This is a genomic window from Edaphosphingomonas fennica (assembly GCF_003034225.1).
GTDB lineage: Bacteria > Pseudomonadota > Alphaproteobacteria > Sphingomonadales > Sphingomonadaceae > Sphingomonas_E > Sphingomonas_E fennica.
Window position 1 is genome coordinate 148132 of the sequence record NZ_PHHF01000054.1, and the last position, 17062, is coordinate 165193.

At 66.7% G+C, this 17062-nt stretch carries 16 protein-coding genes; 6 read left to right on the forward strand and 10 right to left on the reverse strand.

Annotated features, from left to right (window positions below; translation table 11 throughout):
- Nucleotides 1-131 precede the first annotated feature (131 nt).
- The 6 genes from CV103_RS13725 to CV103_RS13750 form a co-directional block, all read right to left on the reverse strand.
- Complete coding sequence (locus CV103_RS13725) at nt 132-545, reverse strand: Ros/MucR family transcriptional regulator (protein WP_015457003.1); 414 nt, start codon at nt 543-545, stop codon at nt 132-134.
- Between the two features lie 113 nt (nt 546-658).
- Nucleotides 659-1150, reverse strand: a complete 492-nt coding sequence (rimI, locus tag CV103_RS13730) for a ribosomal protein S18-alanine N-acetyltransferase (protein ID WP_211314398.1) — start codon at nt 1148-1150, stop codon at nt 659-661.
- Nucleotides 1147-1764: a tRNA (adenosine(37)-N6)-threonylcarbamoyltransferase complex dimerization subunit type 1 TsaB gene (gene tsaB / locus CV103_RS13735; protein ID WP_107395240.1), complete on the reverse strand. Its 618-nt coding sequence runs from the start codon at nt 1762-1764 to the stop codon at nt 1147-1149. Before tsaB ends, rimI begins: the two co-directional genes overlap by 4 nt.
- 4 nt (nt 1765-1768) lie before the next feature.
- Nucleotides 1769-2359, reverse strand: a complete 591-nt coding sequence (locus tag CV103_RS13740) for a malonic semialdehyde reductase (protein WP_015457000.1) — start codon at nt 2357-2359, stop codon at nt 1769-1771.
- Nucleotides 2360-2396: 37 nt separating this feature from the next.
- Nucleotides 2397-2969, reverse strand: a complete 573-nt coding sequence (locus CV103_RS13745; RefSeq protein ID WP_107395241.1) for a NifU family protein — start codon at nt 2967-2969, stop codon at nt 2397-2399.
- A gap of 50 nt (nt 2970-3019) precedes the next feature.
- The gene (locus CV103_RS13750; protein ID WP_211314399.1) at nt 3020-4333 is read right to left on the reverse strand and encodes a M20/M25/M40 family metallo-hydrolase; all 1314 of its coding nucleotides are present in this window, start codon (nt 4331-4333) and stop codon (nt 3020-3022) included.
- A 148-nt stretch (nt 4334-4481) separates the two neighbouring features.
- On the opposite strand from CV103_RS13750, the gene CV103_RS13755 reads away from it, so the two are divergent.
- The 3 genes from CV103_RS13755 to CV103_RS13765 all read left to right on the forward strand — a co-directional run bounded on the left by CV103_RS13755 (nt 4482) and on the right by CV103_RS13765 (nt 7254).
- The gene (locus tag CV103_RS13755; protein WP_107395242.1) at nt 4482-5348 is read left to right on the forward strand and encodes an aspartyl/asparaginyl beta-hydroxylase domain-containing protein; all 867 of its coding nucleotides are present in this window, start codon (nt 4482-4484) and stop codon (nt 5346-5348) included.
- A 213-nt stretch (nt 5349-5561) separates the two neighbouring features.
- The gene (locus CV103_RS13760) at nt 5562-6923 is read left to right on the forward strand and encodes a DEAD/DEAH box helicase (RefSeq protein WP_051128687.1); all 1362 of its coding nucleotides are present in this window, start codon (nt 5562-5564) and stop codon (nt 6921-6923) included.
- Nucleotides 6924-7032: 109 nt separating this feature from the next.
- Nucleotides 7033-7254, forward strand: a complete 222-nt coding sequence (locus tag CV103_RS13765) for a hypothetical protein (protein WP_015456995.1) — start codon at nt 7033-7035, stop codon at nt 7252-7254.
- 7 nt (nt 7255-7261) lie between these two features.
- On the opposite strand, the gene CV103_RS13770 is transcribed toward CV103_RS13765, so the two are convergent.
- Both CV103_RS13770 and lepB read right to left on the reverse strand, forming a co-directional pair.
- Nucleotides 7262-8839 (reverse strand): sensor domain-containing diguanylate cyclase, encoded by a 1578-nt coding sequence (locus tag CV103_RS13770; RefSeq protein WP_107395243.1) that lies wholly within the window; start codon nt 8837-8839, stop codon nt 7262-7264.
- 88 nt (nt 8840-8927) lie between these two features.
- Nucleotides 8928-9710 (reverse strand): signal peptidase I, encoded by a 783-nt coding sequence (gene lepB / locus CV103_RS13775; RefSeq protein WP_070933962.1) that lies wholly within the window; start codon nt 9708-9710, stop codon nt 8928-8930.
- 200 nt (nt 9711-9910) lie between these two features.
- On the opposite strand from lepB, the gene pgi reads away from it, so the two are divergent.
- The 3 genes from pgi to cofH all read left to right on the forward strand — a co-directional run bounded on the left by pgi (nt 9911) and on the right by cofH (nt 15817).
- Nucleotides 9911-11413 (forward strand): glucose-6-phosphate isomerase, encoded by a 1503-nt coding sequence (gene pgi, locus CV103_RS13780; RefSeq protein ID WP_015456992.1) that lies wholly within the window; start codon nt 9911-9913, stop codon nt 11411-11413.
- Between the two features lie 86 nt (nt 11414-11499).
- Nucleotides 11500-12846, forward strand: coding sequence for a glutathione-disulfide reductase (gene gor, locus CV103_RS13785; RefSeq protein ID WP_015456991.1), 1347 nt, complete (start codon nt 11500-11502; stop codon nt 12844-12846).
- 49 nt (nt 12847-12895) lie between these two features.
- The gene (gene cofH, locus CV103_RS13790) at nt 12896-15817 is read left to right on the forward strand and encodes a 5-amino-6-(D-ribitylamino)uracil--L-tyrosine 4-hydroxyphenyl transferase CofH (RefSeq protein WP_107395245.1); all 2922 of its coding nucleotides are present in this window, start codon (nt 12896-12898) and stop codon (nt 15815-15817) included.
- 15 nt (nt 15818-15832) lie between these two features.
- On the opposite strand, the gene CV103_RS13795 is transcribed toward cofH, so the two are convergent.
- Both CV103_RS13795 and CV103_RS13800 read right to left on the reverse strand, forming a co-directional pair.
- Complete coding sequence (locus CV103_RS13795; RefSeq protein WP_015456989.1) at nt 15833-16192, reverse strand: YbaN family protein; 360 nt, start codon at nt 16190-16192, stop codon at nt 15833-15835.
- Between the two features lie 5 nt (nt 16193-16197).
- A complete protein-coding gene (locus tag CV103_RS13800; protein ID WP_342749167.1) occupies nt 16198-17052 on the reverse strand; it encodes a response regulator in 855 nt (284 codons plus the stop codon).
- Nucleotides 17053-17062 lie beyond the last annotated feature (10 nt).

Below are 17062 nucleotides of genomic sequence, written 5' to 3' on the forward strand. Positions count from 1 at the left end.
CTCGTAAAGCATATCCGCTCTAGACATTTTTGGCGCGAGGGGGAAGGGCGGGCAACACCCTTCGGCACCAACAAAAAGGCCGGAGGAGGCTCGTCGCCCGCTCCGGCCCCTTGCCATGCGGATCGCCGGGATCAGCGCTTGCGGCGCTTGGTGCCCAGACCGATCTTCTTCGCCAGGGTGCGGCGCTGTTCGGCATAATTGGGGGCGACCATCGGATAGTCGGCCGGGAGGTTCCACTTGGCGCGATACTGTTCCGGCGTCATCTGATAGTGGGTCATCAGGTGGCGCTTCAGCATCTTCAGCTTCTTGCCGTCCTCGAGGCAGACGATGTAGTCGGGCTTCACCGATGCGCGCACCGAAACCGCCGGTTCCTGCTTCACTTCGGGTTCGGCCGCTTCACCGCCAAGATTGGCCAGCGCATTGTGGACGTTCTGGATGAGCGCCGGAAGATCCGACACCGCAACGCTGTTGTTGCTCACATGTGCGGACACGATATCGGCGGTGAGCGTGATGAGGGTCTCGGTGAGACCGGCGTCTTCGTTCATTTCGCGAACCCTTGGCAATGATTATTCGGCCGATCCGTTCGTGCCGGCCATGGGATCGCATTGAATTGCCTGAAACGGAAATGCAACTCGTTTTCGACGAAATTCCTTTGTAATCAATCTCGCCGTAATGATCGCGTCAGGCTGAACGCGTCGAATAGGCTGCCGTCTGCGCCGCGATAATAATCAGCACGCCTTCCTACCTCTGAAAATCCGTTGCGTTCGTAGAGAGAAATTGCGGGATTGCCCTGGCGGACTTCAAGGTGAAGATGGTTCACTCCGCGATGGCGCGCATTTTCCATCGTGGCGTCAAGCAGTGCCTGGCCGATACCTCGGCGGCGGAAGCGGGGCGAGACGCCGAGCAGCAGCAGTTCCGCCTCGTCCAATATGACGCGGGACAGCGCAAAGCCGACAGCATCCTCGCCGATCGAAGCGATCGTCAGCCACACGCCGGGAAGCCCGAGGATGCCCAGGCATTGCTGGGCGTTCCATGCCTCGCCGAACTGCTTGTCGAAGGCCGCGTCCATGACGGTCATGACCGCGGCGATATCCTGCGCACCGCCCTCGCGGAGCAGCACGCCCTCGGCCCTGGTGGACAGGCCCGTCAATCCGGCGGCCGCGCATCGGGGGCGCGGACATAGATGGGGCGGGGCGGCAAGGCGACCAGCTCGTCCGGCAGGCGGGCGATGTTCGCGGCATTCGCCTCGGCATCGCGCGCCTCGCCCGATCCCCGGGCTGAAACGAGCGCATCCGCGCCACCCCCGACCACCAGCGCCTCGCCGATCCGGGCCGCAGCCTCCGGCCGGGCCGAAAAGACGGGCTCGATCGGTTGCAGGGGGGTGGTGCGGAAACGCTGGACGAACAATTCGCCATGCCCGCCGCCGATGGCGACGGCCAGCGTTGCGGGCGGATCGGCAACGGCCGCGGCGATGAGGGAAAGCGAGGAGAAGCCCGACACCGGCACGCCCCAGCCGAGGCCGAGCGCGCGAGCGGCGGCCAGGCCCACCCGGATGCCGGTGAAGCTGCCGGGACCGCAATCGACGCGAATCACATCCGCACGGCCCGCTCCGGGAAGCTCGGCGATCATCGGGATCAGCCGTTCAGCATGGCCGCGCCCCACCGTTTCGTGAAGCGCGGCGATGACGACGCCATCCTCGACCAGCGCGACCGAGCAGGCGGCCGTCGCGGTCTCGATCACCAATTCCCTGCCGGGCCGTGCCATCGAATCAGACGATCTTGTTGAAATCCTTGAAATCAGGGCGCGGCGATCGATCGAAGATCGTCGCGGGATCGCCATAGCCCAGCGTGGAGATGAAGTTGGACTTCACCTTGGTGCCGGCGAAGAACGCGGCGTCCACGGCGGCATTGTCGAAACCAGACATCGGGCCGGTATCCAGCCCCAGCGCGCGCGCCGCCATGATGAAATAGCCGCCCTGGAGCGAGGAGTTGCGGAAGGCGGAAGCCTCGATCAGGGCGTCATTGCCGGCGAACCAGCTACGCGCATCGGCGTGCGGGAAAAGCCGGGGGAGATGTTCGTAAAATTCCATGTCCATGCCGATGATCGCGGTGACGGGCGCGCTCTGGATTTTCGGGCCGTTGGTGCCGCTGGCCAGCGCGGCAAGCTTGTCCTTCGATTCCTGGCTGACGCACCAGACGATGCGGGCGGGAAGCATGTTGGCCGAGGTCGGCCCCCATTTCACCAGATCCCAGATGGCGTGAAGCTGATCTTCGCTGACGGGACGATCCAGATAGCCATTGTAGGAACGCGCCTTGCGAAAGAGGAGGTCGAGGCCCTCCTCCGAAAGCTTCTCAGCCATATGAACCCCTTTGAATGTTGAACGTGGACGCGGAAAATCAGGCGGCGCGGACTTCGGTCACTTCCGGCACATAATGCTTCAGCAGCGTTTCGATGCCCTGCTTGAGCGTGGCCGTCGAGGACGGGCAGCCGGAGCAGGCGCCGTGCATGGCGAGATAGACGACGCCGCGATCGAAGCCGCGATAGGCGATGTCGCCGCCGTCGCGCGCAACGGCGGGGCGGACGCGCGTATCGATCAGATCCTTGATCTGGGCGACGATATCAGCGTCCTCCGGGTTTTCGGCGAAGCTTTCGTCCGCCGGCACGAGGATTTCGGCCGCGGAGCCGGCCGCGAACAGCGGCGATCCGCTGGAGAAGTGATCGAGCAGGACGGAAAGGACCTGCGGCTTGAGATCGCGCCAGTCGACGCCGGGCGCCGCCGTGACGGACACGAAATCGCGGCCGAAGAAGACGCCGGTGACATCGCCGAGGCTGAACAGCGCGGACGCCAGCGGCGACGCCGCGGCTTCATCCGCATCGGCGAAATCGCGGGTGCCCGCCGTCATCACCGCCTGTCCGGGCAGGAACTTGAGCGTGGCGGGATTCGGCGTCGTTTCGGTTTCGATCAGCATGGTTCGCATTTGGGGCGGATGGCGCCGCCGATCAAGGGCGAAAGGCGGCTTTACTTGCGCGGTTCGCGGCTGAGCCGGGACATCAATATCGCCGCGCGCTGCGCCTGGGTGGAAATGCTGGGCAGATCGACGGTTTCGCCCGGCGCATGATCGCCAGTGCTGTAGGGGCCGAGGCCCGCCAGCCCATCGACATCGCCGGCGACGAAGGAGATGTCCCCCGCGCCGCGCTTGAGGGGATCGAGCTCCGGCATTTCCGGCAGGCCGAGATCGCGGTTGACGCCGTTGAGGCTCGCCAGCACGGCGCGGTTGCCGGCGGTGGGGGCCATCGAGGGGTAACCTTCCTCGAACTCGATCTTCGCATCCGTGCCCGGGGCATGCCGCGCGACGATCGCCTCCATCTTCTGGCGGACACGGAGCGTCTGGTCGTTGGTCAGGGTGCGGAAATCGCCCCTGGCGAGGGCGATGGCCGGGATGATGTTGGTCTTGCCCGATGCGCTGGCCCGCGCGCCATCCGCTTCGATCGAGGCATTGGCCCCGGCCGCGATCAGGCCCACATTGAAGGTGAGGTTGGGTTCGGGCAGCTCCTGGCGGAAGGCGGTGACGATCCGGGCCAGCTCATTGGCGGCGCCATCGCCATATTGGGGCGTGAAGATCAGGCTGGAATGGCCGGTCCTGCCGGTGGCGGTGATCGTCCAGCTGTAGGAGGAGCGGCGCGCGATAGAGCCCATGTCGCGCCCGCCGTCGCGCACCAGCCCTTCGAAATCGAGCGCCACGTCGGCGCGCTTGCCCGCTTCGACGAGGGCGGCGCGCGCCGTTTCCACGGGGCTGCCGGCATCTTCCTCGTCGCCGGTAAGGACGATCTCGATATCGGCGGCCTTGAGCGTGCCGGCCGCCTGCATCGCCCGGAGCGCGGCGAGCATCACCACCATGCCGCCTTTGTCGTCCCCCGCGCCGGGGCCTTCGGCCTTGTCGCCCTTGCGGACGAACGTCTGGAATGGGGAATGCTGTTCGAAAACCGTATCGAGATGGCCGATGAGGAGGAGGCGCTTGCCCTTGCCGTCTCCCTTGTGGGTGGCGACGATATGGCCCGCGCGACCGACAGCCGCCATCGGCACCCACCGGACGTCGAAGCCCAGCGGCTCAAGCTCGGCCCGCATCATCTGCCCGACCTTTTCGACGCCGGCGAGGTTCATGGTGCCGGAGTTGACGTTCACCAGCCGTTCCAGAAGCGCGATCGACCGGTCCTGTTCCGAACGGACCGTCTCCACCATCCTCGATTCCGCCGGCGACAGCCGCGCCTGCGCCGCGTGCGGCAGCATGGCGGACACCAGAAGCGACACGTAAATCAAGGAATTGGAAGGCATCTGCGATTCCCCCGGATAGGATCGTCCAGACATACAGCGACAGGCGCGCCGAGCAAATGGAGAGGCAGGACGGGCTGGCGAAGGGCGGCGATCGCGGCTAACCAAGCGATGGGCGAGGGGCAATATTTCACAACCGTCGAGGGCATTTGTGAATTCGATCAGCAACGGGAAAGAGCAAGCGGCAACCGGCCGGGCCGACATTCCCGACGATATCCGGACCGACATTCCCGACGATATCAATGCGCGCCTGGCGCCCAGTTCGGCGCTGGTTCCCAAGAAACCCCTTATCATGCGCTTCGGCAAGCGCATGCAGCCGATCACCAACCGCTGGATCGCGCGATCCTCGAAGATCGGCGACAGGCCGGTTTTCGATCGCAGCGAGTTCGCCTGGGTCGAGATGCTGGAGGCGCATTGGGAGGAGATCCGGGCGGAGGCCGCAGCCGCGCTTCAGGACCTTGAGGAGGTGCCGCCGCTGGCTTCGGTTTCACCCGATCACCGCCGCATCGCCCCCGCCGGGCGCTGGCGATCCTTCTTCCTGATCGGCTACGGCTATCGCGAGGAGAATAATTGCCGGGCCTGCCCGCGCACGACCGAGCTGGTGTCGAAGGTGCCGGGGCTGAATTCGGCCTTCTTCTCGATCCTCGTGCCCAACACCCGCATTCCCACCCATACCGGGGTGACCAAGGCTTTCCTTACCTGCCACCTCGGCATCCAGGTGCCGCGCGAGAAGGACAAGTGCCGGATGCGCGTGGTGGACCAGTGGCTGAGCTGGGAGGAAGGCAAGGCTTTGGTGTTCGACGACGTGTTCGAACATGAGGTCCAGAACGATACGGATGAGACGCGCATCGTCCTGCTCGTGCAGTTCCGCCGGCCGGTGGGGTTGATCGGCAAGATAGTGGGCGGGCTGTTCCTGGAAGGGGTGCGGCGATCGCGCTTCGTGCAGGAGGCCCGGCGCGGCATCACCCAATGGTCCGAACAAAGGCGTCACGGGGCGAAGCAGGCGGCGGCGGAGTAGGGGGGGGCCTGCGCCCGGCGCTTGCTTTAAGCCGCCGGCTGCCTTATGTGGCACGCAGCGTCGGCAGGCGGCAAGCCCGCATGCCTGGATCGGAGCAGCGTGATCTCCTGCCGCTTCCAAATGGCAGGCCGGTTCCTTCCCTCGAGACGCCCTAGCCTGAGGCTTCCCTTTTCACGCGGGTCGTCATCCGAACCCGCTTGCCGTCCGCACGCCATGAAGCGTCGTGGGCGCTGGCCGCATTCGAAAGTTATATACTTGACCCAGTTCACCGATCTTGGCCTTCCCGAGCCGATCCTGAAGGCGCTCGCCGCCAAGAATTATTCCAATCCCACGCCGATCCAGCTGAAGGCGATCCCGCCGCTGCTGGACGGGCGCGACCTGTGCGGCATCGCCCAGACCGGCACCGGCAAGACCGCCGCGTTCGCCCTGCCGTCGCTCGCCATCCTTGCCAGCAACCCCAAGCACCGCCCGCCGCAGGGCTGCCGGATGCTGGTGCTTTCGCCGACCCGAGAGCTGGCGAGCCAGATCGCCGACAGCTTCGTCGCCTATGGCAAGTTCCTGCGCCTTTCGGTGGCGACCGTGTTCGGCGGCGTGCCGATCAACCGGCAGATCCGCCAGCTTCAGGCGGGCGTCGACATCCTCGTCGCCACGCCGGGCCGGCTGCTCGACCTGATCGACCAGCGCGCGCTGAGCCTGAAGAATGTCGAGATCTTCGTGCTCGACGAGGCCGATCAGATGCTGGACCTGGGCTTCATCCACGCGCTGAAGCGCATCGACCAGCTCCTGCCCAAGAAGCGCCAGAGCCTGTTCTTCTCCGCCACCATGCCCAAGGCGATCGCCGAGCTGGGCGATCGTTTCCTGAGCGATCCGGTGAAGGTTTCGGTGGCGCCGCAATCGACCACCGCCGAGCGGGTCGAGCAGTTCGCCACCTTCGTCAACCAGGCGGAGAAGCAAGCGCTGCTTACCCTGCGCATCCGCAGCGAGCCGATCGATCGCGCGCTGGTCTTCACCCGCACCAAGCATGGCGCGGACCGGGTGGTGAAGCATCTGAAGGCCGCCGGCATCGGCTGCGAGGCGATCCACGGCAATAAGAGCCAGCCCCAGCGCGAACGTGCGCTGGGCGCCTTCCGCAAGGGCGAGATCAAGATCCTGGTGGCGACGGATATCGCCGCGCGCGGCATCGACGTCGGCGGCGTGAGCCACGTCTTCAACTTCGAGCTGCCGAACGTGCCGGAACAATATGTCCACCGCATCGGCCGCACCGCGCGCGCCGGCGCGGCGGGCATCGCCATCGCCTTCATCGCCGACGACGAGCGGCCCTATCAGCGGGCCATCGAGAAGCTGACGCGAGTGAAGATGGAAATCCAGCCGCTGCCGGAAAACTTCATCGCCGAGAAGGCGAAGCTGCCCAAGCCGGCGGCGTCGCAGCCTTCCGACGGGCGGGGCGATCGCCAGCCGCGCCGTCATGACGGCGAGCGCCCGGCCACCGGCGAGCGGCAGCGCCGCTTCCCGCCGCGCCGTTCGGGCAGCGTCGGCCGCCATGCCGGCGCCGTCCGCAAGACGGGCGGGCGCTGAGGGCCGCTGCACGCGGCATTGGGCTGCTAACCGACGGAAGGGGCTTGCGATCCTGTAGCGCAGGCCCCACTTTCCGCGATGGGCGGCTGATTGGGCGAAGGAGGGTTTCGTGGCAATCAGTGACGAAGTTCTGCACGCAGCCGCCGCCGCCCTGAGCGATGCCGCCCGCGGCGAAAATATCTACCTGCCGGCGGCCAAGGCGCGCCGCATCGTGGAACCCGCGCTGGAGGCCGCGATCGAGATCGTCCGGCGGCGCAGCGCCAATCCCCGGATAGAACGCACCCGCGCGATGATCCGCGAGGCGATCGAAAGCCAGCGCCCCGGGCTTTGAGCCCGCGTCAGTGCGGTCTTGCGGACGGGATTTCCAAAAGCGGATCGAGGACGACATAGTTGCGGCCCATCCGCTTCGCTTCATAGAGCGCCTTGTCCGCACGGCCGATGGCCTTTTCCAGATCGCTTTCGCCTTGGGCGACGATCGTCACGCCGATGCTGGCGGACAGGCGCGGCCCGTCGCTGATCAGCGGATCGACGATGATCCCGGCGATCGCCTGCCGCAGGCGCCCGGCGGCGGCGAGGGCGGCCTCCGCATCGCAGCCGGGCAGCAATATGCCGAATTCCTCGCCGCCGAGGCGGCCGATGATGTCGTCGTCCCGCAGATGCTCCAGACACAATGCCGCGAAGGCCCGGAGGGCGCAGTCGCCCATCTGATGCCCCCAGCCATCGTTGATCCGCTTGAAATGGTCGAGATCGACCATCAGCAGCGCAAGGGGAACGCCCGTCTGTTCGGCGGCGGCAATCGCCGCGCGGGCGGTAGCGAGGAAGCTGTGGCGGTTGGGCAGGCCGGTCAGCGTATCGGTGGAGGCCAGCCATTCCAGGCTTAGCTCCACGGCCTTGCGATCGGAAATGTCGATGATGCCCGCCATGATCCGGCGGCCGTGCGGGGTGGATACCGCATTGGCCTTCACGATCACCGTGCGCAGCGATCCATCCGCCGTCCTGATCTGCATTTCGGTATCGCCGAACTTGTCGTCCCGGTCGATCATCGCCAGCAGGCGCTGGCGATCCCCCGGCGTAACGTAGAAAGGCTCGAGCGTTCCGGGGCCGGCCATGGGATCGGTGCCCAGAAGCTCGCGATAGCTGTCGTTGGCATCCACCACCTTGCCGGTTTCCCGATCGGTGATGACCATCGGGATGGGGCTGGCCGCGAACATGCGGGCAAGCGTCTCGCGGCTGAGATCGAGCTCGGCGGCGATGCGCCGTTCCGAACGCATGGCGATCCATTGCAGCCGTTCCAGCCGGTTGGATCGCGATATGACGATGATGAGCGCGCTGTTGAGCATCAACAGGGCCAGCGCGAGGCCGCCCGCCGTGGTGGGCGAGGCGCGATATTCACCATAGCCCAGATACATCAGCAGGCTGCAGGCGATGCCGCAGGCCGCGACGGCCCAGAAGCGGCCGGGCACGACGAGATAGTAGATGAGCGGCAGCATGATGACGACGAACAGCGCGATCCGGCTGTGCGAAGTGACCAGCAGCATCACCGCCAGCGCGTTCGCCACCATCCAGGCGACCATGACCAGTGTGGCCCCGCGCGGCCTGGAAACCCGGCGCAACGCGAGGAAGCAGGCGATGGCGAGCAGGATGGTGACGAGCCTGGCCGGCACCGCCACCCAGAAATGCGCGGTGCCGTGGAAGCGCCAGTCGCTGGCCAGGAACAGGGTGTTGAGCACCATGGAGCCCAGCATCAGCAGCCGGGCATAGCGCAGCGTTTCGGGCAGCCGTTCCTGCGCGAAATCCGTTTCGAGCGCCGTATCCGCAAACTCGCCGCTGACGCGCCGAAGGGCATCGGCATGGCCGATCATGCCCGTCTTGGCTGCGCCGGTTTCGTCCACTTCCCTTTGTTCCTCGCCAGCCATGGCGACGGAATACTCCCTTTGGATTCCGCCTACGCTAGCCCGGCGAGGTTAGCGCCTGCTTAACCGCAAGGGCCGGGCCGCCATCCTTTCAGAAGCCTCCGCCGAGGCGGGACCAGCGCACGGCGCCCGGCCATGTCCACGGCTTCAGCCATTCGGCGCTGCCATCCGTGGAAAAGAACATCACCAGCGCCCGGCCGACGATATTTTCGCTGGGAACCATGCCGATCGCGCCATCCACCTGCGCGGGATAGCGGCTGTCCGCCGAACGATCGCGATTGTCGCCCATCAGGAAATAATGGCCCTGGGGCACGACATAGGTGGGCGTATCGTCCGCAAAGGGCACGTTGCCGAGATCGAGCACGTCATAGCTGCGGCCGTTGGGCAGCGTTTCGCGATAGCGCTGGTAGCGGCAGATGCGACTGCCGTCGGTCGCCGTTTCCTCGACGATGTTGAGGCCCGGTTCGGGGCGGCAGGGGCTGTTGGGCGTGACCGGATCGATGAAGTCGGCGACGCGAACCCGCGGCACCGGCGTGCCGTTCAGGATGATCTGCCCGCCCCTGATCTGGATGATGTCGCCCGGCAGGCCGATCACGCGCTTGATATAATCGGTGCTGTTGTCCGACGGCGTCTTGAAGACGACCACGTCGCCGCGATCGGGCGCGCCGGACGGGATACGCCCGTCGATCGGCGCCAGGCCGAACGGGAAGCTGTAGCGCGAATAGCCGTAGGGCCATTTGGCGACGAACAGATAGTCGCCCACCAGCAACCTGGGCAGCATCGATTCCGATGGAATGTTGAACGGCGCCACCACCAGGCTTCGCAACAGTACAGCCAGGATCAGCAGGGTGAGGAGAAAACGGATATTCTCCATGATCCCGCCCGGCGACTTTTGCTTGGATGCTCGGGGGCTGGAGTCGGAAGCGCTGTCTGGCATGTCGCGGGTGTGCTGCGCGGCAGGCTTCCGGTCAAGCGGTCAATCTCGCCGTCGATCGGCGGCCGTGGGCGCCGAAAGCGGTGGCGGCGCGGTGCCGCAGCCTGTATCGATCCGGCGCTCGCAAGGAGATGATCCCTATGGTCGATACGGTAAAGGCGTGGCAGGCAATTCAGGAAGCGGCGCGGCCCAGCCTGACGGAGCTGTTCCAGGCCGAGCCCGATCGCCTTTCGCGGCTGACGATCGATGAAGGCGGCCTGCATTTCGATTTTTCCAAGACGCATCTCGATGCCGGGCTGATCGATCGCTTCGTCGCGCTGGCGGATGCCGCCGGCTTCGCCAAGGCCCGCGAGGCGCTGTTCAGCGGCGCGGCCGTCAACGTCACCGAGGGACGGGCGGCGGAGCATCCGGCCGAACGGGGGCAGGGCGCCCCGGAAAGCGTGGCCCGCGCCCGGCATTTCCACGCCCGGATGCGGGCGCTGATCGATGCGATCGAGGCGGACGCGCTGGGACCGATCCGGCATGTGCTGCACATCGGCATCGGCGGATCGGCGCTGGGGCCGGACCTGCTGGTCGATGCGCTGGGCCGGGATTCGGGGCGCTATGACGTCGCCATCGTATCCAATGTCGACGGAGCGGCGCTGGAAGCCGTGTTCCGCCGCTTCGATCCGGCGGCGACGCTGGTGGTGATCGCCTCCAAGACCTTCACGACCACCGAGACGATGCTGAACGCGGCCAGCGCGCTGGCCTGGCTGGCGGAAGCGGGCGTGGAGGACCCCTATGGCCAGGTTGTGGCGCTGACCGCCGCGCCCGAGCGCGCGGTGGAATGGGGCGTGGACGAGACACGCGTGCTGCCCTTCGCCGAAAGCGTCGGCGGGCGCTATTCGCTCTGGTCCTCGATCGGCTTTCCGGCGGCGCTGGCCCTCGGCTGGGATGCGTTCGAGACGCTGCTGGAAGGCGCCGCCGCCATGGACCGGCACTTCCGCCTGGCCCCGCCGGAGCGCAATGCGCCGCTGCTGGCCGCATTCGTGGACCTTTATTACGCCGCCGTCCGGCAGGCGGAGACGCGGGCCGTGTTCGCTTATGACGAGCGGCTGCGGCTGCTGCCGTCCTACCTCCAGCAGCTGGAAATGGAATCGAACGGCAAGCGGGTCCGCGCCGACGGCAAGCCGGTGGACCATCCCACCGCACCGATCACCTGGGGCGGCGTGGGCACCGACGCCCAGCACGCGGTGTTCCAGCTTCTCCATCAGGGCACGCATCTGGTGCCGGTGGAATTCATCGCCTCGATCGAGCCGGGGGATGCGCTGGACGAGGCCCATCACCGCGCGTTGCTGACCAACGCCTTCGCGCAAGGGGCCGCGCTGATGGCGGGCAAGGCGAGCGAGGATCCCGCCCGCGCCTATCCGGGCGACCGGCCGTCCACCACCATATTGCTGGACAGCGTCGATCCCGCCCGGCTTGGCGCGCTGATCGCCTTCTACGAGCATCGCGTGTTCGCCAACGCGGCCCTGCTGGGCATCAACCCCTTCGACCAGTTCGGCGTGGAGTTGGGCAAGGAGATCGCCAAATCGATCGAAACCGAAGGGACCGACCGTTTCGATCCTTCGACCCGGGCGCTGATCGCCCGCGCATTCGGCTAAGGCGATCAGAGCGATAGGGACAAGCCGTTGGCCTTCGGGCCGGCGGCTGCCTATCTCCTGTCGGAAAGCGATCCTGCGGAGCATATATGGCCAGTTACGATTATGACCTTTTCGTCATCGGCGCCGGTTCGGGCGGCGTTCGGGCTTCGCGCGTGGCGGCGGCGCACGGCGCCAGGGTGGCGGTGGCGGAGGAATATCGGGTGGGCGGCACCTGCGTGATCCGCGGATGCGTGCCCAAGAAGCTGCTCGTCTACGGCGCGCATTTCGCCGAGGACCTCCAGGACGCCCGGCGTTTCGGCTGGGAGGTGCCCGATTGCCGGTTCGACTGGCCGACCTTGCGCGATAACGTGCTTTCCGAAGTCGACCGGCTGAACGGCCTCTACGAAAACACGCTGAACAACAATAATGTCGAGATCGTCCGCGAGCGAGCGACCGTGGCCGGCCCCCACGAGGTGCTGCTGGCATCCGGCCGCACGGTGACGGCGGACAAGATACTGATCGCCACGGGCGCATGGCCTACCATTCCCGATTGTCCCGGTGCGGAACTGGGCATCACTTCCAACGAGGTCTTCCACCTGGAAGCGCTGCCCCGCCGCATCGTGATCGCGGGCGCGGGCTATATCGCCAACGAATTCGCCGGCATCTTCCACGAATTCGGATCGCAGGTGACGCTGATCAACCGTTCGGACCAGATCCTGCGTGGCTATGACGAGCAGATCCGCGATCGCCTGCTGCAGATATCGATGGCGAAGGGGATCGAGTTCCGGTTCAACGCCGCGTTCCAAAAGGTGGAGAAGGCGGCGGATGGATCATTGCTGGTGCATGTCACCGGTTGCGATCCCATCCCGTGCGACGTGCTGCTCTATGCCATAGGCCGGACGCCCCATACCAGCGGGCTCGGCCTGGAGAATGCCGGCGTCGAATTGAACGAGCGCGGCGCGGTGAAGGTGGACGAGCATAGCCGTTCCTCCTGCGACAGCATCTTCGCCGTCGGCGACGTCACCGATCGGGTGCAGCTCACCCCCGTGGCGATCCGCGAAGGGCAGGCCTTCGCCGACACCCAGTTCGGCGGCAAGCCGACCACGGTGGACTATGGGTGCATTCCATCAGCCGTGTTCAGCCACCCGCCGCTGGCCGGCGTCGGCCTCACCGAGGCGCAGGCGCGCAACAAGTTCGGCAATGCCAAGATCTACACGTCGGATTTCCGGCCGATGAAGAATGTGCTGGCCAACCGCAACGAACGCGCGCTCTACAAGATGATCGTGCACCCCGAAAACGGGAAGGTGCTGGGCCTCCACATGATCGGGCCGGATGCGCCGGAGATATTGCAGGCGGCCGCCGTGGCGGTGAAGGCGGGGCTGACCAAGCAGGCGTTCGACGAAACTGTGGCCCTTCATCCTTCTATGTCCGAAGAACTGGTGCTTATGAAATAGGCGTTCCCCGGACGGGCATCTACCCCGGTAGGACGATCTGGAACGGGACATGGCGTTGCTGGGCGAAGGCGGAATCTGGGCGGTCGTGCCCGTCAAGCGACTGGCGGAGGCCAAGAGCCGGCTGGCGGAGGTGCTGGGTGGCGACAGGGCGGATTTCGTCCTCGCCATGGCGAGCCATGTGATCGCGACGCTTGCACGCAGCCGGCATTTCGCTGGGGTGATCGCCGTCACCGGCGATGCGCGGATGGCCGAGGCGGCGCAGGCAGCCGGTGCGGTGGCGGTGGCCGATGCGGGCGAAGGCCTGAATGCGGCGATGGCGGCCGGCATCGATCGGGCGCTTGCGCTGGGCGCGCGGCATATCGCGCTGGTTCCCGCCGATCTTGCCCTGATCGACGATGCCGCCATCGATCGCATCGTCGGCCGTTATCGCACGGGGCAGGGGCCGCTGATCGCGCCGTGCGCGGCGGGTGACGGGACCAACCTGCTGCTGATGCCCGCGGATCGGATGGTTCCTCCCGCCTTCGGGCCGGACAGCTTCGCCCGCCATCGCGATGCCGCGCCCGATGCGACGGCGTTCGTCGATGATGCGATCGGGCTCGATGTCGATCGCGCCATCGACCTTGCGGTCGCAGCGGGTGCGCTGGCGGGGCGCGATCATCCGCTGGCGCCCCTGCTGGCCCAGTATGAGGCGGCGGCGTTGCTGGCGGCCGACCCCGGCGAGCTGGCGGCGGCGGCGGGCAAGCTCCGCGACCAGGGCCATGGCGATATCGTCACCTATTCGCCCAAGGTGTTCCTGCCGCTGACGATGCTGTGCCGCGACGTGTGCCATTACTGCACCTTCGCCAAGACGCCGCGCCGGCTGGAAAGCCCCTATATGGCGGTGACGGAAGCGGTGGAGATCGCGAAGCGCGGCGCCGCCATGGGCTGTCGGGAGGCGCTGTTCACGCTGGGCGAGAAGCCGGAGCTTCGCTACGCCGCCGCGCGCGAGTGGCTGGATGCCAACGGATTTTCCAGCACGCTAGATTATGTCGCCCATGTCGCGGCGGCGGTGCGCGACCAGACCGGGCTGTTGCCGCACATCAATGCCGGCTGCATGACCGACGAGGAGATTGCCGCGCTGCGCCCCGTCTCCGCCTCCATGGGGCTGATGCTGGAGACGATCGCCGATCGTCTGGGCGAACCGGGCGGGCCGCACCATGGATCGCCGGACAAGGTGCCGGCCCTGCGGCTGGCGACGATCGAGGCGGCCGGACGGCAGGCCGTGCCCTTCACCTCGGGCATATTGATCGGCATCGGCGAGACGCGCGCCGAAAGGATCGAGGCGATTGCGGCGTTGCGTGCGCTGCACGTGCGTCACGGGCATCTTCAGGAAGTGATCGTCCAGAACTTCCTGCCCAAGCCGGGCACGAAGATGGCGAATGCGCCCGCCGCCGAGGCGGACGAGCTGCTCTGGACCATCGCCGTCGCCCGGCTGATGCTGGGGCCGGACATGAGCATCCAGGCGCCGCCCAATCTTGCGCCCACCGATCTGCCCCGGCTGATCGAGGCGGGGATCAACGACTGGGGCGGCGTTTCGCCGCTGACCCCGGACCATGTGAACCCCGAGGCGCCTTGGCCCGAGATCGAGCGGCTGCGCGCGGCGACGGCCGCCGGCGGCAAGGTGCTGGCCGAACGGCTCACCATCTATCCGGCCTATGCCCGCGATGCCGAACGCTGGCTCGATCCCGCGATGCGGCGTCCCGTTCTGGAGCATAGCGACGCCGCCGGGCTGGGCCGCGAAAGCGGCTGGCGGGCCGGCCGGTCGGAAACGATGGCGTCCGTCCCGCGCGCGGGAAGCGGCCGCACCCGGATCGCGGAAATCGTGGATGAGGCGCTGGGCGGCGAATGGGCGTCGTTCGCAGCCGACGATATCGCCGCCTTGTTCGCGGCGCGGGGAAATGACTATCACCGCGTTTGCGAGGCTGCGGATCATCTGCGGGCGAGGGCGGTGGGCGATGCCGCCACCTATGTGGTCAACCGCAACATCAACTATACGAACATCTGCAGCTATCGCTGTAATTTCTGCGCCTTTTCAAAGGGCAATCGCAAGGCTGCGGGCAATGAGGCGGCCTATCTGCTGGACATGGCGGAGATTGCTGCACGCGTGACCGAGGCGCGCGATCGCGGCGGCACCGAGGTGTGCCTGCAGGGCGGCATCCACCCGAGCTTCACGGGCGAGACCTATCTGGAGATCGTCCGCACGGTGAAGCGCGTCGATCCGGCCATGCACGTCCACGCCTTCTCCCCGCTGGAGATCAGCCATGGCGCATCGACGCTGGGCATGAAGCTGCCGGACTATCTGGCCATGCTGCGCGACGAGGGGCTGGGCAGCCTGCCGGGAACGGCGGCGGAAATCCTGCACGATCCCGTCCGCGCCATCCTGTGCCCGGACAAGCTTTCCACCGGGGAATGGCTGGAAGTGATCGAGACCGCCCATCTCCAGGGCATCCGGACGACCGCGACCATCATGTTCGGCCATGTCGACGATTATCGCGACTGGGCGATCCATCTCGCCGCGATCCGCGACCTTCAGCTGCGCACGGGGGGCTTCACCGAATTCGTGCCGCTGGCCTTCGTGGCGCACGAGGCGCCGATCTACCGCAGGGGCGCCGCGCGGCCGGGACCGACCGCGCGCGAGGCGGTGCTGATGCATGCGGTTTCGCGGCTGGTGCTGGGATTCGACAATATCCAGGCTTCCTGGGTGAAGATGGGCCGCGAAGGCATGCGCGCGGCGCTGCGGGCCGGCGCCAACGATCTGGGCGGGACTCTGATGAACGAAAGCATCACCCGCGCCGCCGGCGCCACCCACGGCCAGGAGATGACGGCGGCGGACATGCGGGCGATGGCGGCGTCGCTGGGGCGGACGCCGATACGGCGGACGACGCTTTACGGGCGCGCCGAACCGGAAGAAGCCTGCATCGCCGCCGAATGAGCGGCGGGGTGCTTTCTAGCTGCGGGATGGACGGGTCCATATCCAGGCGCCGCTGCATAAGGCGGCGGCCGCCGGGAATAAGGACCATGGCCATTTGAGGAAGGTGAGCCCGATCACGGCGCTGACGGTGAGCATGGTCAGCGCCCACGCCTTGGCCCTGATGCTGATCGCCCCATGTTCCCGCCAGGCGCGGATATGCGGGCCGAAGCGGGGATGATCGAGCAGCCGCGCCTCCCAGGCCGGATTGCTGCGGCCGAAGCAGAAGGCGGCGAGGATGTAAAAGGGCACGGTGGGCAGCAGCGGCAGGAAGATGCCGGCCGTTCCCGCGCCCAAGGCAAGCAGGCCCGCCGCCAGATATATCCTCCGTCGGAACATGATCTTCAGGCGCGGCGCAGCATCGCCGCCACCCGATCGGCCAGCAGCGGCCCGCCGAACGGCTTGGTGATGAGGGCGGTGCCTTCCTCCGCGATATCGTCCGCATCGGTTGCGGTGTCGGCGTAACCGGTCATGTAGAGGATGGGCAGGCCGGGGCGCATTTCGCGCGCGATGCGGCCGAGATCGCGGCCGTCCATGCCCGGCAGGCCGATATCGGTGATCATCAGGTCGATCGGGGCGCCGGAACGGAGCAGTTCCAGCCCCGGCTCGGCATCGTCGGCCGCGAGCGTGCAATAGCCGAGATCGTCGAGCAGCTCGACGATGAGCGCCCGGACGACGGGCTCGTCCTCGATCACCAGGATCGTCTCGCCCCGCCCGGTGATCGCCATGTCGCCGGATGCGGTGTCCGAAGCGGCGTCGTCCGCACCCATGTGACGGGGCAAATAGAGGGCCACCGTCGTGCCCCTGCCAAGTTCGCTCTCGATCGCGACCTCGCCTTTGGACTGGCGCGCGAAACCATAGATGCTGGCGAGGCCCAGCCCCGTTCCCTGGCCGATCGGCTTGGTGGTGAAGAAGGGTTCGAACGCCCGCGCGATCACATCCGGCGCCATGCCGGTGCCGGTATCGCTTACGGCGATGCGCACATAATCGCCTGGGGCGAGATCCGGCGGCAGCGATTGCGCGGCCGTGCCGGCGGCAAGGTTGGCCGTGGCGATGGTCAGCGTGCCGCCATCGGGCATCGCATCCCGCCCGTTGATGGCGAGGTTCAGCAAGGCGCCTTCAAGCTGGTTGGCCCAGTCGGCCCCAAGCTGCGATTTTGGCCAAGTCGGAGAACGTTTTGGGAACGTGGCATTCGGTATTGACGATGGA

What these genes read in the sequence shown, in the direction of transcription:
- CV103_RS13760 (WP_051128687.1), top strand. Translation starts at nt 5,562, where the DNA reads ATGAAGCGTCGTGGGCGCTGGCCGCATTCGAAAGTTATATACTTGACC.
- CV103_RS13750 (WP_211314399.1), bottom strand. Translation starts at nt 4,333, where the DNA reads ATGCCTTCCAATTCCTTGATTTACGTGTCGCTTCTGGTGTCCGCCATG.
- CV103_RS13745 (WP_107395241.1), bottom strand. Translation starts at nt 2,969, where the DNA reads ATGCTGATCGAAACCGAAACGACGCCGAATCCCGCCACGCTCAAGTTC.
- tsaB (WP_107395240.1), bottom strand. Translation starts at nt 1,764, where the DNA reads ATGGCACGGCCCGGCAGGGAATTGGTGATCGAGACCGCGACGGCCGCC.
- lepB (WP_070933962.1), bottom strand. Translation starts at nt 9,710, where the DNA reads ATGGAGAATATCCGTTTTCTCCTCACCCTGCTGATCCTGGCTGTACTG.
- gor (WP_015456991.1), top strand. Translation starts at nt 11,500, where the DNA reads ATGGCCAGTTACGATTATGACCTTTTCGTCATCGGCGCCGGTTCGGGC.
- CV103_RS13725 (WP_015457003.1), bottom strand. Translation starts at nt 545, where the DNA reads ATGAACGAAGACGCCGGTCTCACCGAGACCCTCATCACGCTCACCGCC.
- pgi (WP_015456992.1), top strand. Translation starts at nt 9,911, where the DNA reads ATGGTCGATACGGTAAAGGCGTGGCAGGCAATTCAGGAAGCGGCGCGG.
- CV103_RS13740 (WP_015457000.1), bottom strand. Translation starts at nt 2,359, where the DNA reads ATGGCTGAGAAGCTTTCGGAGGAGGGCCTCGACCTCCTCTTTCGCAAG.
- CV103_RS13795 (WP_015456989.1), bottom strand. Translation starts at nt 16,192, where the DNA reads ATGTTCCGACGGAGGATATATCTGGCGGCGGGCCTGCTTGCCTTGGGC.
- CV103_RS13770 (WP_107395243.1), bottom strand. Translation starts at nt 8,839, where the DNA reads ATGGCTGGCGAGGAACAAAGGGAAGTGGACGAAACCGGCGCAGCCAAG.
- cofH (WP_107395245.1), top strand. Translation starts at nt 12,896, where the DNA reads ATGGCGTTGCTGGGCGAAGGCGGAATCTGGGCGGTCGTGCCCGTCAAG.